Genomic DNA, 16,165 nt, shown 5'->3' with positions numbered 1-16,165 from the left:
CCGCAAATGCGAGCACCGGCCGGAGCATCCCGGCGGCCGATGCGTATTCACTTACGGGACGCCAACTGTGTGTTAGACCCAGAGAAAATCGGCGCTGGGCCCAGAGAAACACTTCCCGTAACCCAGAGCACCGTCCCTACCAATGCACCGTCCCGTGACAAAGGAGTCCCACATGAAACGACGTGCAATAGTCGCTGTTGCTGCACTTTGCAGCTTCGCAGCCCTGACTGGCTGCAGCACCGGGAATGACGCCCCCAATGCCTACGCCGTTAAGACGGACATTCCGACGGCAGCAGCGATGGATCCGGCAATCCTCGACGCCGCCGTCAAGGAAGGCTCGCTGCTGGTTTACGGCGAGGCGAATGAGGCGTCCATGAAGCCGGTCCTGACTGCTTTCCAAAACCAGTATCCGGATATCAAGACCAGCTACATAAGCCTGGGTGGAACCGAAAGCTTCCAGCGGTACCTCAACGAGAAGGCCACTGGCGGAAAGACCGCGGACGTCATCGTCAGCCTCCAAGGCGCGAACTTCCTGGATCTGGTGAAGCGTGGTGACATCCAGGACTTCACACCACCCGCCGCCGCGCCGCTGCCGGCCTTCGCGAAACTCGCCCCCGGGGTCTTCGCAATGGAACTGAACCCGGTCATGGCACTGATTAACACCACCCTCCTGCCAGAATCGGAACAACCCGATTCCCTTGAAGCACTCGCCAAGATGTCCAGTGACCCTAAACTCACAGGGAAGATCGTCACGTATGACGGCACTACGGAGTTTGGCTACACGGTTAATCACGCCTACATAGCCAAGGCGGGAGAGGCCGGATGGAAAGTCCTGGAGCAACTCGGACAAAACACCAAGGTCGAAGCCAGTGCAGGGCCCATGTACAACAAACTCCTGCAGGGCGAGTACACCATGTCCTATTTCCAGTCCGGCGCGACCCGGCCACTCATCACAGGCGCTGCCGCGAAAGTGCTGAACTATAAGTTCTTCGCAGACGGAACACCCTTCATGCCCCGCGGTGCCGGAGCGACCACCGGAGGCAAGTCACCCAACGCGGCCAAAGTGTTTGTGAATTTCCTGATTGACAAGGCGGGCCAAACGGCCGGTTGCGCCGGCGGGTTCGCACCCTACCTGGACGGGGTGGACTGCCCGGTGAACCTGGCCAAGGTAACTGCGCAGTTGGGTGCGGAGAACATCAACATTGCCAAGTGGGATGAGGCCCTGGTGAACGATGCACCGGCCTTCAAAAATCGCTGGAAAGAAGCATTCGGGCGATGAGCAGCTCCACACTTACCCACCCCAAAACCCCGTCACCGCCGCCCGGTACAGGCAACCTCAAGCGGGCATGGCTGCCGGAGAAAGTCATCCACTACGGTGTCTGGATCCTCGCAGTCCTGCTGATCCTCGGCCCGATCGTGCCGATCCTCTGGTCATCAATCTGGTCCACGCCGCTATACGAGAGCGACGGCAGCGCCACCCTGGACAACTTCCAAAAACTGGCGACTGATCCCCTCTGGTGGTCCGCTGTCGCCAACAGCCTGCAGTTCGCACTTTTCGCCACCCTCGGCTCTGTTGTGGTTGGAACCACGGTGGCCTTGCTGGTAGCCCGCACCGACCTCCCGTTGCGGAGGATCTATTCAGCCTTGATTGTCCTGCCCTTGGTCCTGCCTGGGCTGGTGCTCATCGTTGGGTGGCAGTCGATGTGGTCAAAGAACGGATATGCCACCCATTTGCTTGAAGAGTACTCGCCGTTCACTGTTCCCTTTGACCTCTACAGTGTTGCGGGAATGGTGGTCATGGGTACGGTCCTTGGCTCGCCGGTGGTCTACCTTTTTGCCCGCGGGACGCTGTCCTCAGGCGATTCGACACTCGAGGAAGCCGCACGCTGCGCTGGCGCCAGTCCACTCCGCGCCTTGCTCTCGGTGACTCTGCCGTTGCTGCGCCCGGCATTGCTGAACTCCGGATTGTTGGTCTTCGCGTTGGCGCTGGAAACACTGGGGATCCCCCTCATCCTTGGTACTTCAAAGAACATCAACATGATGTCCACCTACCTGTACAGGCAGTGGACCGGAAGCGCCGACGCCGGTGGAGGAGTCCTGCCCGCTGGCGCCGTCATGTTGTTGCTCGCCGTCACTCTGCTGCTGTTGCTGCGCAATCGCCTGGCCGGCGACCTCGCCCGCTTTACCACCACCGGTGGAAAGTCATCCAGACCGGCGAACGTTGTTAAATTGGGCCCCCTCGGCTGGCTGCTCTCCGCTGTCATAGGAGTTGTCCTGGGCTGTGCAACCCTGGTGCCGCTCAGCGGGGTGGTTCTCGCCTCTGTCACCGCCCTTCTGACGCCGGCAATCAACCCGTTCAGCGTTCTGACACTGGACAACTTCTCAGCGATCTTAACCAACCCGCTCTACACCGGAGCGATCGGCAACAGCTTGTTGATTGCCACAGTTGGCGCCGCCATTGCCACCGCTTGCATCGCGGTCATCGCATTGGTTGCCCACCGTTCCAACTTTCGGTTCCGCGGATCCTTGGAGCACATCGTGCTGTATCCCCGGGCCGTCCCGGGCTTGATCACCGGCATGGCCTTCTTCTGGACGTTTGCCATCCTGGACCGCTCCGGAACCTTCAGAGCTACACTTTGGGCGGTCGGAATCGCCTTCGGGGTCCGCGCACTCGCCATGGGCTATGCCGCGTTCTATCCATCGCTTGCCGCGCTGGGTGCGGACCTGGACCGCGCCGCACGCTCGGCCGGGGCGGATTGGTGGACGGCGATGCGCACCATCATTCTCAGCCTGCTGAGGCCTGCCATGGGCATCTCATTCGTCCTGTTGTTTGTAGCAATGCTCAATGAGGCCGACGCCGCAGTTTTCCTGGTAACCCCCGAAACCCAGGTCTTGGGACTGGCAATGCTTCAAATTGCAGCAAATGGCCTCGGCGGCACCGTCGCCGCCCTCGGAGTCATCCAACTCGTCATCACCGCAGCTGTCCTGGGCGCAGGACGCATTCTGTTTGGAGTTCGCCCTCATGCCTGATCTGGTCATTACCAATCTCACCAAGAAGTTTGGCCGTCTGACGGTCCTGGACAACGTGTCGGTGACCGCTTCCGACGGGCAGATCCTGACGTTGCTTGGCCCAAGCGGCTGCGGCAAGTCCACAACGCTTTGGTCCATCGCAGGACTGCTGAAGCCCGACGGCGGCAGCATCGTTGTGGGCGAGCAGACCTTGTTCAACCATGATTCCTCCGCATTCCTGCCGCCGGAACGCCGTGATTGCGGCGTTGTTTTCCAGTCCTACGCTGTGTGGCCGCACATGAAGGTCCGCGACAACGTGGGCTATCCGCTGCGGCTCCGACGCTACAAGTCCGAGGCACTCCGCCGACGTGTGGACGAAGTGCTTGAGCTGGTTGACCTTTCCGATCAGGCAGACCGCTATCCACATCAGCTCTCCGGTGGCCAGCAGCAACGAGTGGCGCTGGCGCGCGCGTTGGCATTCCCTCCGCGCCTGCTGCTCCTGGACGAGCCGTTTTCCAATCTTGATGCCAAGCTGCGCGAACGTACGCGCGACTGGTTGCTTCAGTTACAACGCAAAATCGGCGTCACCACGGTTTTCGTAACGCACGATCAAGACGAAGCACTGGCAATGAGCGACAAGATTGCGGTCATGTCAGCCGGAGCCGTGCGCCAAATTGGTACGCCGGAGCAGATCTACAATGATCCCGCCGATCTCTTCGTTGCTGACTTCGTTGGCACCAGCAACTTGCTGGAGGGGACAGTCATTGGCCGCTCAAAGGGGATCCTGACGATCAAGATCGACGGGTTGGACCAAGCGATCCACGTACCATCCTCAATTACTTCCGACGGCGTCGTGGTTGCCGTTCGTCCTGAAGCGCTGGCGTTGTTGCCTGATGATGCGTCCTCTGACGGCTACGAGATGACTGTCAACGGACCCGTCCTTGAGCGGTCCTATCATGGCCATCACTTCCGCTACACGGTGGGCGTCGGCGAGCAGGCCCTGGTGGTCGAAACCCGCGAGCGCACGGATTCCTCCCATGTACGTGTGGGCATTCCACGGGACGGCTACAAGTTGTTCCAACCCCGGACTGCTACGGCACCCAAGGCCGAACATTGATTCCGGTCGGGTCCAGCTACCCCATCAGGATCGATCTGTTCAGCGACACTATTACCCGGCCAACGGAGGCCATGCGGCAGGCCGTGGCAAACGCCGAGGTTGGGGATGAACAAAAGGGTGAAGACCCCTCCACCAACGAACTGATTGCCCTGACGCGGGAGCTTCTGGGCAAGGAGGAAGCGGTTTTCCTGCCATCAGGAACGATGTGCAACCAGATCGCCTATGCACTGCACTGCCGGCCCGGCGATGCGATTCTTGTTGATGACAGCGCCCATTCGCTGCGCCATGAGGAAACCGGGGCTCCCGCCTTGGCCGGAGCTATGTACAGGCCCATCAAGGCAGATCGTGGCGTCTTCTCTGTTGCCCAGCTTGAAGCGGCGCTCGGCCCGGAGGGAAGGTCATCGGCCCGGAATGCGGTGCTCTCCATTGAACAGCCATCCAACCTCGGAGGTGGCACGTGCTGGTCGCTGGAGGGCATCACATCAGTGACGAAGGTGGCGCGGGCTCATCGGATCAAAACCCACATGGATGGCGCCCGTCTGCTCAATGCGGTGGTGTCCACCGGCGTATCCGCCCACGATTTTTGTGCCCCGTTTGACTCAGTCTGGCTGGACCTCAGCAAAGGCCTGGGCGCTCCCATGGGAGCGGTGCTGGCCGGCGACGCTGATTTCATCAATGAGGCGTGGCGGCTCAAGCAACGGTGGGGTGGTTCCATGCGTCAATCAGGCATTGTGGCAGCAGCGGGTACTTTTGCCCTCCGCAATAACGTGGACAGGCTGGCAGATGATCATGCGAATGCCCGCCTGCTGGCCGAGTTGCTTGCCGTCCACCCTCACATTTCGATCGACCCACTGGCAGTTCAGACAAATATTGTCCTCTTTGACCTGGTCGACTTCCCCGTCACGGCTGCGGTGCTGGTGGACCGCCTGCTTCAGGAGAGCGGGATCCGGATGGGCGCTTTTGGCCCGTCCACGATTCGTGCCGTCACGCATCTCGACGTTGACATGGAAGACGTACGCCTCGCCGCTGGCGCGCTCAGGGAGTTGCTGGACGAAACCTACTCGATGCACGTAAGCACAAGGAGCAACTAACATGACCATCACTTTTGATGTGACGGACCGTCCCGTACCGTACAGCGTCAGCCGGGCCGCCCGGACAGGTGACGACGTCACCGTGCTTCTCAATGCGCGTGTTGTTGATCCCGAGTCGGGTACCTCTGGTTCCCTGAGCGATGTGTGGCTCCAGGCAGGGCAAATCTCCCGTATTAGTCCTGCCGGCAGTGAGCCCGGCATGGGCAGCGTCCTGGATCTTAAGGGCAGCTTTGTGGCTCCCGGGCTGATGGATGCCCATGTTCACCTGGCCTTCGATGGTGGCGATGACCCGAGGGGAACCTATCAGGGCAGCAGCGATGAAGAGATCATTGCGCAGGTTGTGGCGAATGCGCGGATTGCGCTTCGTGCCGGGACAACCACTGTGCGGGACTGTGGGACACCCCGGCACCTGCTGGCCCCCATGAGGGCAGCTCTCGGTATGGTGTCGGACGTCGCCACGGTGGTTCATTGCGGTGCGCCAATCTGCCGAGTGGGCGGGCACGGTCACGACATGGGCGCAGAGGTACGAACCCGTGAGGACATCGAGACCATCATCGCCGAACAGCACGCGGCCGGCGCCACGTGGATCAAGGTCATGGCCAGCGGCGGCGGCTTTACTCCCGGAACCAGTCCGAGCGTCTTTGAATTCGACCCCACGCTGCTCCGTGAAGCAGTGGCCATCGCCGGCTCGTACGGCATGAGGACTGCAGCCCATGCCCATGCCAGTTCCTCGATGGCCGCGTGCATCAAGGCGGGCGTGCACTCGTTGGAACACGCCTCCATGCTGGGGCCGGATGAGCAGTGTGCGCCCGATCGCGAGCTGTTGCACAGGGCGGCCGATGCCGGGATCCACATTGTGCCGACCGTCGTCGTAGCGGACATCGTCTCCCGGCAATTGCGGGAGGGTCACCAAGTCCTGTCCAACCCGCAGGATCGCAATGTGGTGGCGCGATTGGAATCGCGGTTCACAAACGTGACTGAGTTCCTCCACTCCGGCGTGTCGATCGTGGCGGGGACGGACGCAGGCCCTGCGCACGTCACCTTTGATCTCATTGCCCGCGAGTTGGAACGCTATGTCGACGCCGGACTGGCAGCACAGCATGCACTGCAGTCTGCAACGTGTGAAGCCGCCGACATGCTCGGGTTGGAGGCGCAAGCGGGTCGCATCCGGCCCGGCCTGTGGGCCGACCTCATCGTCACGGCGGCGGACCCCATGCAGGACATCAGCACTCTCGCAACGCCGCTTGGAGTCCTCAAGCGCGGACTACTGATCACACAGTAGCCACCCGACACTGACCAACCAACACTCTCCCTAAGGCATGCAATGAACCTGATCCATGTCAGCGATAACCTGGAGGCGAAGACCGCCTCGACCTTCGAAGACCACCCCCAACTGGACGCACTTGCTGCGATCGAACGCCGCGTTCTGTGGCTTGCGACATCCATGATCCACCACGCAAACAAGGTGCGGCCGAACCCGTCCGGCATCAAGGTAGGCGGGCATCAGGCCTCGAGTGCCTCCATTGCCACGATCATGACCTCGCTCTGGTTCGGGCAGCTTCGCGCCGAAGACCGCGTCTCGGTGAAGCCCCACGCCTCGCCGGTGCTCCACAGCATCAACTATCTGCTGGGTAGCCTGGATGAAAAGTACCTCACAACGCTGCGCGAGTTCGGTGGGCTGCAGAGCTACCCCAGCCGCGCAAAGGACCCGGATCCCGTTGACTACTCCACCGGCTCCGTCGGCATCGGGGCCACCGCGCCAATCTGGGGTGCCATTTCGCGGCGATACATCGAGACCGTGAGCGGTACACCGAACCGTGGGCGCCAGTACTCGCTCGTCGGCGACGCTGAACTGGACGAGGGCGCCATCTGGGAGGCCGTGCTGGACTCGAACGTTGCGGATCTTGGTGAGATCGTCTGGATCGTGGACCTGAACAGGCAGTCCCTTGACCGGGTGGTGCCAAACATTGCCGCGGGCAAGATTGAACGTCTCTTCGAGGCAGCTGGCTGGCAGGTCATCACCGTACGGTTTGGGCATCTCCTGGAGAGCCTCATGGCCAGGACAGGAGGCGCCGCGCTCCGGAAGCGCATTGTTGAGATGTCCAACCCGGAATACCAACGGCTGCTGCGCTGCTCCGCCGAAGAACTGCGCAACAGGCTCCCTGGTGAGGGCGCAAGGGGTGCGGCCATCGCGGAACTTATTGCCGGCGTCGAGGACCAGACCCTGACCCGGGCCATCAGGAACCTGGGCGGGCACGATCTTGCCGCGTTGCGCGAGGCCTACTCCCGGATCGATGACACCCGTCCCACGGTCATCATTGCTTACACCGTCAAGGGCAACGGACTGCCCACCGAGGGCCATCCGCAGAACCACTCTTCGCTCCTCACTGTCGATCAATACCGCCAGCTGGCAGAAAAACTGGACGAGAACCCGGACGCACCATGGGCGCGGTTCGATCCCGTAAGCAGCGAGGGTCAGCTGGTACGGACCACAGCGGAAACCCTGCGCCGCACGGTTGAACCTGCGGTTGCCCCGCCCGCAGTACCGGCAGATTTCGGCAGAACGCCCTCGGGAACAGGCACCACACAGGCAGCCCTGGGCCGCACTTTGCTGGACGTCACCCGTGCGGCGCCCGCCGTCGCCCGTCGATTGGTGACGGTCAGCCCGGACGTGAGTTCCAGCACCAACCTCGCCGGTTGGCTGAACAAGGTGGGTGTGTGGTCAGTGGAAGAGCGCCCCGACTGGTTCAGCGACGACACCGAGACCGTCATGCACTGGCGGGAAAAGCCCACGGGGCAGCACATCGAACTTGGCATAGCCGAGGTAAACCTTGTCAGCCTCCTCGGCGAGCTCGGCGCAACCTGGAGCCGCTGGGGCCAGCCGCTGTTCCCGATCGGAGTGCTCTATGACCCGTTCGTTGAGCGAGCCTTGGAACCATGGTCCTACGGCATCTACGCCGGCGGCCAGTCGATCCTGGTAGGTACGCCGTCGGGCGTTACGCTTGCCCCCGAAGGCGGTGCGCACCAGTCCATCAAGACGCCGTCCATCGGCCTGGAACAGCCCGGCTGCACCAGCTACGAACCAGCCTTCGCCATCGACGTCGAGTGGACGCTGCTCGCCTCCGTGTCCCAACTCGGGAGACCGGGCGGCAAATCCGCCTACCTGCGGCTCTCCACAAAACCCATCGACCAACAACTGGCTGCCGTCCCGGAAGATCCAGCCGCGCGTGAGCGTCGCCGTCGCCAAGTGGTCGCGGGTGGCTACATGCTCCGCGCGGCGGCGACACCGTGCGCGACAATCGTCGCCATGGGCGCCATGGTCCCGGAAGCGGTTGTGGCCTCCGAGCGACTCGCCGCCCAAGGCACCCCCGTGGACGTCATATGCGTCACGAGCCCAGGCCTGCTCTACGACGCCCTGCAAGGCCGCAATGGGCAGAACCCGGACGCGCCGTCCTGGATCCTGGACCAAATCCTGCCGTCAGGGCGCGCCGTCCCCATGGTCACCGTGCTCGACGGCCACCCCCACACACTCGCGTTCCTCGCCGGTGTGCATCAAGTCAAAAGCCGCAACCTCGGCGTAGACACTTTCGGCCAGGCTGGAGGCCTCGAGGACGTCTACCGCTACCACGGGATCGACACCGACAGCATCGTCCGCGCTGTCCTGGATTTGGTCCAATGACAGGGGCTCGGGATCACCCCTTGAAAACCGGCGCCCGCTTCTCCTGGAAAGCCCGGAAACCCTCGGCGTAATCCTCGGTCTTGCAGAGGCGGGCCTGCTCAGTGTTTTCCTCGGCCATGGATGCCCAGAGGCCAAGTCGCTGATCGCGGATGTGGGCCACGAGTTCCTTGGAGGCCTTGAAAGCCTCAGTGGCTCCGGTAGCCACCCGTTCGACGATCGCTCGCGTCATGGCAAGCAACGCATCATCGGGCATCGCACGGCTGAACATTCCCCGTTCAACGGCCTCGGAGCCAGAGATCAGATCGGCTGTGTAGATCAGATCCAGTGTGCGATGCATGCCCAGACGCTCAGTGAAGTACCAGTGCCCGCCGGAATCCAGGGTGGCGCCCAGCTTGGCGAAAGGTGAACCAAATTTGGCATTCTCCCCCACGTACACCACGTCCGTGGCCAACAGCAGTCCGAGACCGACACCCAGGCAGGCACCATGCGCAGCGGCAAAAGTGGGTGCCGGGAATGCGGCCATCTTCTTCAGGAGCGGCTCCACCAGCCCACCGAGATACGCCTGCGCGTCATCGGTTTCGGGGGTAACGCCGGCAATGTCGCGGCCGGCGCAGAAGGCTCGCCCCTCTCCGCGAAGCAGCAGCGCCCGCACCTCACCCCGTGAGCCGGCGGCAGCGGCGTCGTCGTACGCCTTATCCAGTTCCGCGAGCGCGTCCTCGTTGAGCGAGTTCAGCTTTTCGGGGGCATTGAGGACAATTTCGGCAATGCCGTTGGCAATGGAGAGCTCGATCATGGGGACTCCTTAGACGTCGAAGTCGACGGTAACTTCTTCGCTCGTGGGGTGGGACTGGCAGGTGAGGACGTAGCCCTTATCCAGCTCGTCCTGCTCGAGGGCGTAGTTCTCATCCATGGACACCGTACCCGTCACCAGCTTGGCGCGGCAGGTGCCGCAGACCCCGCCCGCACACGCGAACGGAACATCGGGGCGGACACGAAGGGCAGCGTTGAGGATGGACTCGCGGGCATGCGTGGGACTCGCCACCTCGCCCGTCAAGCCGTCCAGCTTGAACGTGATCTTGTAGGTTTCCTTCGACTCGTCCTCCACAACGGGACGGCCGGCATTGCCCTCAGGGCGGTCAGGACGACCAGTGGTGAACAGCTCGAAACGAACGTGCTCGGGCTTCACACCACGGGCAGCGAGTGTGTCGCGGCACAGTTGGACCAGCTCGAACGGCCCACACAGGAACCACTCGTCCACATCCTCGGAATGGATGGCACTGCTCAGCAACGCCTGCAGCTTCTCGGAATCGATGCGGCCGGTCATCAGCGGCGCGATCCGCTGCTCGCGGGACAACACGTGGTGCAGCGCCAGGCGCGAAGGGTACTTGTCCTTCAGGTCCGCCAGTTCCTCCAGGAACATGACGTCCATGGCGGCTTTGTTGGCGTAGATCAGGTCAAAAGTGGTCTCAGGGTTGGCGGCCAGCAGTGTCCGGGCAATCGCGATCACGGGCGTGATGCCCGAGCCTGCAGCGATCGCAACGAAGTTCCCGGGCTCTCCCGCCAACTCCTCGGGGTGGTTCATGGAGTTCATGACGTTGTGCTGGACCGCCGAGCCGTCCTTGCCGTGCCGCGAAATGAACGCACCCTGTGGGCTCATCACGTCCAGGATGTCGCCGGCTTTTAGCTCGGCGTTGGCCCACGTGGAGAAAGTGCCGCCAAGGTCCTTTTTGATGGCCACCCGGATCTCGCTGCTGCCGTCCGCGAAACTGCGCGGCTCTGCGCAGATCGAGTAGCTGCGGCGGACCTCGTGCTGCTCACCATTCTCGTCCGGCAGCGTGGTGCGGAGCGCGACGTACTGGCCAGGAAGGTAGTCGTACTGACCGGCCAGCTCGGCGGGAACAGCGAACGTCACCTCGATTGCGTCGTCCGTAAGGCGCCGGACTTCCGAGACGGTCAGGGAATGGAAAGACGCACGACGGCGGCTGGCCGTCTGGGTTTCGGTGGTCATGGAATTCCTTAGAGGACTTTGAAGTAGTCGAACGGTTCCTTGCAGTCCTGGCAGACGAACAACGCCTTGCAGGACGTGGAACCAAAGCGGGTCAGCTCCTTGGTGTTCAACGACGAACACTGCGGGCATTTCACAGCCAGATTCAAACGAACGGGACCGGAGTGGCCGCCGGCTTTTGAATGGCCACTTGGAGGGGCGATCCCGTACTCCTGCAGCTTGGCCTTGCCGGACTCGGTCATCCAGTCCGTAGTCCAGGCCGGGGAGAGCACCAGGTTGACGTGCACACTCGCGTAGCCCTCCTTTTCGAAGGCCTTCCGCACGTCGTCAGCAATCGCGTCCATCGCCGGGCAGCCCGAGTACGTGGGCGTGATGGTGACCTCGACGGCGGTACGTGAGGTGCCGCCGTCGTCCGCCTTGACTGTGTGCTGCTGCGTATCAGTCGCCTCGACGACGTGGACGCCGCGAAGAATGCCGAGGTCCTCGATGGTGAGGACCGGGATCTCCGGATCGCAGACCGTGGACGCAATGTCCCAGGCCCGCTGCTCTTGTGTCCGCATCTGCGTCCCTGACAGGCTCGTCATGGTGGTCACCAGCTCGCGCCGGGGTGTTCGCGGGCCAGGACCTGCATCTCAGCGAGGATGTAACCCAGGAACTCGGAGTGCTTGCCGCGAYGGCCGCCACCGAGTGCTTGCGGTACGGCGGGGATGTCCAATTCGGCTTCGGCCATGATCTCGCCGGTGAGCCGATCGAACGCAGCGCGCAGGCTAGAGGGCTGAACAGTCACGCCAGCCTCACCCAGGCGTGTAGTGAGCTCATCGTCCTCGAAGAGTTCGTCCACATAGGGCCATACGAGCGTGAAGCCCTGGATGATGCGGGCGCGGGATTCGTCCGTTCCGCCAGCCAGGCGCAGTACCCACTGGGCGCTGTGGTCGCGGTGGTAATCCACTTCCTTCACGGCCTTCGCGGAGATGGCAGCGAGGGTGGGATCAGTGGACTCCATGAGCTGCGTGTAGAGCTCGTACTGGTAGTAGCTGACGATGAACTGGCGAGCGATGGTCACCGCGAAGTCCCCGTTGGGCTGCTCGAAAAGGTGTGCAGAACGGAATTCGTGCTCGCGGCGGAAGTACGCGAGATCGTCCTCGGACTTGTCCCAGGCGGCACCGGCGTAGGTCAGGAACGAGCGCGCGTGGCCCAACTGGTCCAGCGCAATGTTGCCGAGTGCTATGTCTTCCTCGAGCTCCGGAGCACGGGAAATCCAGTGGCCCAGGCGCTGGGCCAGGATCAGTCCGTCGTCGCCGATCCTCAGGGCAAACTCGGCAACGTCCTCGCTCGGCTTGACCTGTCCACGCCGTACTTCAAGGGCGATGTCCTCCGGACGGAGGGCGTTGCCCGGCGTGATGCGGGTGGCGCTGGCTGAACCGTCGCCGGAAGCTCCCGCTCCGCGGACGCCCACGGAGATATCGCCGTGGCCTTCAATAGCGAAGTCAGTGTCTTTATCAGTCATCACAGGTGCTTCACGCCTTCGCTCTTGGTGTAATACGTTGCGTGGCGGTAGTCCTTGCCCTGCGGCGATTCGAAGAAGGCACCCTTGGAATCCGGATCGCTGGAGGTGATGGCATCGGCTGGGACAACCCAGATGGAGACCCCTTCGTTGCGGCGCGTGTAAAGATCGCGTGCATTCCTGAGGGCCATGGCGGCATCAGGAGCATGCAAAGATCCTGCGTGTACGTGCGACAGGCCCCGACTGGAGCGCACGAACACTTCCCAGAGGGACCACGGGGTCTCGTGGTGCTGTTCAGTGGCGGCTGCGACTTTGGGCGCCTCGCGCTTGATCTCGCTGGCCGAGCTTGCCGGTTCTTCCGGGTTACCGTGGGGAGCCATTATGCTGCGTTCACTTTCTCTGCTTGCTTGCGGGCGTAGGCAACGGCGGCTTCGCGAACCCAGGCACCGTTTTCGTGTGCCTCGCGGCGGCGCTCGACGCGCTGCGAGTTGCAGGGGCCGCGGCCGGCCAGGACTTCCTTGAACTCGTTCCAGTCCAGGGGTCCGTGCTCCCACTTCTTGGTTTCTTCGTTGAAACGGATGTCCTTGTCAGGCAGGGCCAGGCCGAGGACCTTGACCTGCTCCACCATCATGCCGACGAACCGGCTGCGCAGTTCATCGTTGCTGAACCGCTTGATGTTCCAGGCCATGGACTGCTTGGAGTTGGGTGAGTCATCATCCGGCGGGCCGAACATCATCAGCGATGGCGCGTACCACCGGTTCACTGCTTCCTGGGCCATCTGCTTCTGCGCAGGCGTGCCGTTGGAAAGTTCCAGCAGGATCTCAAAACCCTGGCGCTGGTGGAAGGACTCTTCCTTGCAGATGCGCACCATTGCGCGCCCGTAAGGACCGTAGGAGGCGCGGCACAGGGGCACCTGGTTGCAAATGGCGGCGCCATCCACAAGCCAACCGATGGCTCCCATATCCGCCCAGGAAATCGCCGGGTAGTTGAAGATCGACGAGTACCGGGCTTTGCCGGCAATGAGGTCTTCCATCATCTTGTCCCGGGTCTGCCCCAGGGTCTCAGCTGCCGAGTAGAGGTACAGGCCGTGGCCTGCCTCGTCCTGGACCTTGGCCATGAGGATGGACTTGCGCTTCAGGCTCGGAGCGCGGGTGATCCAGTTGGCTTCCGGCTGCATGCCGATGATTTCCGAGTGCGCGTGCTGCGAGATCTGACGCAGCAAAGTCTTGCGGTAAGCCTCCGGCATCCAGTCGCGCGGTTCGATGCGCGAGTCTTCCGAGATGATGCGATCAAAGTATGCCTTCCCGGCTGCCTCCCGCTCCTGCTCTTCCGGGGACAGCTCAGCGGGCACTGATTGCAGATTCTGCGATGCCATGGTTGCTCCTAATAAATTACCGACCGTTCGTTCAGAATATGCGGAGCGGGCGTTTTCAGTCAAGCGTTCGGTTCTCGTTGAAGACCCGTTGAGCAGCATGGGTGCAGCTGGGCGTTGTGACAAGGTGGTCTTTGCTGCCCGTGTTAACTTGGGATGGGACCTGAGCCGTCCAAAGCCCCCGCAAGAAAAGAGCCTCACGTGGAATCGCCCCAGCCCTTTAGGATCCTCACCGTCTGCACAGGGAACATTTGCCGCTCCCCTGTGGCAGAACGGCTGCTGCAGGCGGGGCTGAACCACGCAAGCCCAGGATCATTCGAGGTTCGCAGCGCCGGCACCCGCGCCATGGTCGGAGAGCCGATTCAGCCCCTGTCGGCCAAGATGATCAGCACCTTCCGTGGCAGCCCCGACAACTTCGCTGCCAGGCAGCTCAACCAGAAGATCCTGCGGGAAACCGACCTCGTGCTTGCCATGACGTCCAGGCACCGGGGCGAAGTTCTTCAGCTGGATGCTTCTCTGCTAAAGCGAACGTTCACTATCCGTGAATTTGCCAGGATGCTTGCCGTCCTGGAGGCCCGTGGCGATCTTGTTCCGGAGGGCGACATCGTGGAATTCTGGCGGGCTCTTCCGGCCCGGGCCGCTTCCGTACGCCATCTGGCCCTGCCAGCCGATCCCACCGATAACGACGTCGTAGACCCCTACCGACGAGCGGAAGAGGTCTACAACCAGATGGAGGATGAGCTGGCCCCGGCCATCCTGGGCATACTCCGGTTTGCGCGTCTGACGGCCCCGGCCTAGTTAGCTGTCTTTCCAGTTAGGTCGGACTAGTTAAGCCCAATCACTAACATCTGGCTCGTGCCGGGGATGCACGTCTGCAGGACAACTGCCGGGAAGCCGCCGAAGACAGCCGCTACGTTGTTGGTTGTTCCGGGATTGGGCACTTGTCCCCTTCCGGTCACTGTGTACGTGCCGTAGCCCGGGATGTTAACCGTTTGTCCCACACCGATGCCGGAGAAGCGTGCCCAACCTCCACAGAAGTCGTGCTCGGTGATGAACAATGCGTAGCCATCCGTGGGAGTGAAGTGGATGGGCCCAATGCAAGCGTCCACCAGGCTCTGGCCTCCGGATCCAGCCACGTAGATCGTCCAACCTGCGGCTACTGGAGCAGCAGCTTGCGCTGGAGCAGCCTGCGCAGGGGCCGCCTGGGCGGGGGCGGCAGCGGGTGCTGGTGCCGGCGCCGGATTGATGAGCGGAACAGCTGGTCCAGTAAGTTTCAGCACTTGCCCGGGCACGATGACCGAGTAGCCGCTCAGGCCATTGGCAGCCAGCATGTCATTCATGTTCACGCCGAACCGTGCAGCTATGGAGCCCACGGTATCTCCGCTGGCAACCGTATAAAGGTTGGTATCCACAGCTGGCGGCGCTGGTTCGGCCGGCGCAGCCGGTGCAGGTTCTGCAGGCGGCGCCGCCGCTGGCACCGCCGGTTCGACGGCGGGAACCTTGGCTTCGGCTGCAGGCGCCACTGCTGCTTCACTCGCGGCGGCCGTGGCCGGGTTGGAGTCTGTGGCCTGGTTGGAGTCAGTGGCCTGGGGAGCCGCCAGTTGTTCATTGGACACCGTTTGGCCCATATCAGCGGCGGGGTTGTTTGCCTGTGAAAGAACCCCAAAAATCAAAGGGATTAGCCCTATGACAACAATGATGGCAATTGCGATCAGAAGGACTTTATTCTTGCGAGACCCAAGCAGCAGGGTACCGCCGGGCGCGCTCTTTGACAGAGTCGTTTGAAGCTCGTCATGATAAATGTTCATTGGGTATCCCAGAATCCAAGGCGTCGGTCTGAGCACGCAGAAGTCCCATGGGAGGGGCGTATGCGATAGCGCAGAAATGTTGTGGGGAGCACCACTCGTCACGTGCGAGGGAGCGAACCACCGCTGAGCCGGCGGAACAGAATTTCAGAAACCCTAGGGAACTTAATGCTAGGAATTGGCCATTGGCACCGCACGAGTAACAGATACTCGTCTTTTTCTCCGGAGTCCGGGAATTGCACTAAGTAGTACGCATCTTTTCCGGAACACACCACTTGCCTTGATCTTTTCCTGAGCAAGTGCTGATGGATTGCAGGAGTGGTTCTTGATCCTGGCCCGGCACAGTGTTTCTTGTCAGCCACTCAGGGCCGGCACATGAAACGGCCGGCCGGCAGCGGTGGCCTCCCGAAAGGACACCGATTCCCATGGCCATCAGCCTCAAGACCACCTCCGGCAAGGTCCTCGCTTCCGTCGCACTGCTCGGCACCGCAGCCGCGGTCGCCGGCATGGGAACCTACGGCGCGTTCACTTCCTCCACCTCGGCCAGCCAGCAAGTCGGCCAGCCAGCAAGTCACCGCCGGCA

The 16,165-nt window shown here is 62.2% G+C and carries 14 protein-coding genes; 7 read left to right on the top strand and 7 right to left on the bottom strand.

The window, feature by feature from the left end:
* The first annotated feature begins 172 nt into the window (after positions 1-172).
* Genes AC1DCM_RS19095 through AC1DCM_RS19070 form a run of 6 tightly spaced genes read left to right on the top strand, consistent with a single transcriptional unit; the run spans position 173 to position 8,896 of the window.
* Positions 173-1,279: an ABC transporter substrate-binding protein gene (locus tag AC1DCM_RS19095; protein WP_477514853.1), complete on the top strand. Its 1,107-nt coding sequence runs from the start codon at positions 173-175 to the stop codon at positions 1,277-1,279.
* Positions 1,276-3,030 carry an ABC transporter permease gene (locus AC1DCM_RS19090; protein WP_477519355.1) on the top strand — a complete coding sequence of 585 codons (1,755 nt, stop codon included), beginning with the start codon at positions 1,276-1,278 and terminating at the stop codon, positions 3,028-3,030. The genes AC1DCM_RS19095 and AC1DCM_RS19090 overlap by 4 nt, the downstream gene beginning before the upstream one ends.
* Positions 3,023-4,126: an ABC transporter ATP-binding protein gene (locus AC1DCM_RS19085; RefSeq protein ID WP_477519354.1), complete on the top strand. Its 1,104-nt coding sequence runs from the start codon at positions 3,023-3,025 to the stop codon at positions 4,124-4,126. Before AC1DCM_RS19090 ends, AC1DCM_RS19085 begins: the two co-directional genes overlap by 8 nt.
* Complete coding sequence (locus AC1DCM_RS19080; RefSeq protein WP_477519353.1) at positions 4,123-5,217, top strand: threonine aldolase family protein; 1,095 nt, start codon at positions 4,123-4,125, stop codon at positions 5,215-5,217. Before AC1DCM_RS19085 ends, AC1DCM_RS19080 begins: the two co-directional genes overlap by 4 nt.
* A 1-nt stretch (position 5,218) precedes the next feature.
* Entirely contained in the window at positions 5,219-6,499 is a 1,281-nt protein-coding gene (locus AC1DCM_RS19075; protein ID WP_477519352.1) for an amidohydrolase family protein, read from the top strand.
* Between the two features lie 42 nt (positions 6,500-6,541).
* A complete protein-coding gene (locus AC1DCM_RS19070; protein WP_477519351.1) occupies positions 6,542-8,896 on the top strand; it encodes a transketolase-like TK C-terminal-containing protein in 2,355 nt (784 codons plus the stop codon).
* Between the two features lie 13 nt (positions 8,897-8,909).
* Here the strand turns inward: AC1DCM_RS19070 and AC1DCM_RS19065 are convergent, their stop codons facing one another.
* Genes AC1DCM_RS19065 through paaA form a run of 6 tightly spaced genes read right to left on the bottom strand, consistent with a single transcriptional unit; the run spans position 8,910 to position 13,780 of the window.
* Entirely contained in the window at positions 8,910-9,689 is a 780-nt protein-coding gene (locus AC1DCM_RS19065) for an enoyl-CoA hydratase/isomerase family protein (protein ID WP_477519350.1), read from the bottom strand.
* A gap of 9 nt (positions 9,690-9,698) precedes the next feature.
* Positions 9,699-10,904, bottom strand: coding sequence for a 1,2-phenylacetyl-CoA epoxidase subunit PaaE (gene paaE / locus AC1DCM_RS19060; RefSeq protein WP_477519349.1), 1,206 nt, complete (start codon positions 10,902-10,904; stop codon positions 9,699-9,701).
* 8 nt (positions 10,905-10,912) lie between these two features.
* Positions 10,913-11,485 carry a 1,2-phenylacetyl-CoA epoxidase subunit PaaD gene (gene paaD, locus AC1DCM_RS19055; RefSeq protein WP_477519348.1) on the bottom strand — a complete coding sequence of 191 codons (573 nt, stop codon included), beginning with the start codon at positions 11,483-11,485 and terminating at the stop codon, positions 10,913-10,915.
* Positions 11,486-11,490: 5 nt separating this feature from the next.
* Entirely contained in the window at positions 11,491-12,408 is a 918-nt protein-coding gene (paaC, locus tag AC1DCM_RS19050) for a 1,2-phenylacetyl-CoA epoxidase subunit PaaC (protein ID WP_477519347.1), read from the bottom strand.
* A complete protein-coding gene (gene paaB / locus AC1DCM_RS19045; protein WP_442016656.1) occupies positions 12,408-12,785 on the bottom strand; it encodes a 1,2-phenylacetyl-CoA epoxidase subunit PaaB in 378 nt (125 codons plus the stop codon). The genes paaC and paaB overlap by 1 nt, the downstream gene beginning before the upstream one ends.
* Positions 12,785-13,780, bottom strand: a complete 996-nt coding sequence (paaA, locus tag AC1DCM_RS19040) for a 1,2-phenylacetyl-CoA epoxidase subunit PaaA (RefSeq protein WP_442016657.1) — start codon at positions 13,778-13,780, stop codon at positions 12,785-12,787. Before paaA ends, paaB begins: the two co-directional genes overlap by 1 nt.
* A gap of 198 nt (positions 13,781-13,978) precedes the next feature.
* Here paaA and AC1DCM_RS19035 point away from each other — a divergent pair, with 198 nt between their 5' ends.
* Entirely contained in the window at positions 13,979-14,575 is a 597-nt protein-coding gene (locus AC1DCM_RS19035; protein WP_442016658.1) for an arsenate reductase/protein-tyrosine-phosphatase family protein, read from the top strand.
* 26 nt (positions 14,576-14,601) lie between these two features.
* Here AC1DCM_RS19035 and AC1DCM_RS19030 read toward each other — a convergent pair whose 3' ends face one another.
* Positions 14,602-15,585 (bottom strand): LysM peptidoglycan-binding domain-containing protein, encoded by a 984-nt coding sequence (locus AC1DCM_RS19030; protein WP_442016659.1) that lies wholly within the window; start codon positions 15,583-15,585, stop codon positions 14,602-14,604.
* Positions 15,586-16,165 lie beyond the last annotated feature (580 nt).

This window comes from Paenarthrobacter sp. 10N417 (assembly GCF_056394745.1).
This window is presented reverse-complemented; position numbering and strand designations above follow the sequence as displayed.

Excerpts from the sequence above, each read along its gene's own strand:
- AC1DCM_RS19090 (WP_477519355.1), top strand. The coding sequence starts at position 1,276 with ATGAGCAGCTCCACACTTACCCACCCCAAAACCCCGTCACCGCCGCCC.
- paaB (WP_442016656.1), bottom strand. The coding sequence starts at position 12,785 with ATGGCTCCCCACGGTAACCCGGAAGAACCGGCAAGCTCGGCCAGCGAG.
- AC1DCM_RS19075 (WP_477519352.1), top strand. The coding sequence starts at position 5,219 with ATGACCATCACTTTTGATGTGACGGACCGTCCCGTACCGTACAGCGTC.
- paaE (WP_477519349.1), bottom strand. The coding sequence starts at position 10,904 with ATGACCACCGAAACCCAGACGGCCAGCCGCCGTCGTGCGTCTTTCCAT.
- paaA (WP_442016657.1), bottom strand. The coding sequence starts at position 13,780 with ATGGCATCGCAGAATCTGCAATCAGTGCCCGCTGAGCTGTCCCCGGAA.
- paaD (WP_477519348.1), bottom strand. The coding sequence starts at position 11,485 with ATGACGAGCCTGTCAGGGACGCAGATGCGGACACAAGAGCAGCGGGCC.
- AC1DCM_RS19030 (WP_442016659.1), bottom strand. The coding sequence starts at position 15,585 with ATGAACATTTATCATGACGAGCTTCAAACGACTCTGTCAAAGAGCGCG.
- AC1DCM_RS19070 (WP_477519351.1), top strand. The coding sequence starts at position 6,542 with ATGAACCTGATCCATGTCAGCGATAACCTGGAGGCGAAGACCGCCTCG.
- AC1DCM_RS19095 (WP_477514853.1), top strand. The coding sequence starts at position 173 with ATGAAACGACGTGCAATAGTCGCTGTTGCTGCACTTTGCAGCTTCGCA.
- AC1DCM_RS19065 (WP_477519350.1), bottom strand. The coding sequence starts at position 9,689 with ATGATCGAGCTCTCCATTGCCAACGGCATTGCCGAAATTGTCCTCAAT.
- AC1DCM_RS19085 (WP_477519354.1), top strand. The coding sequence starts at position 3,023 with ATGCCTGATCTGGTCATTACCAATCTCACCAAGAAGTTTGGCCGTCTG.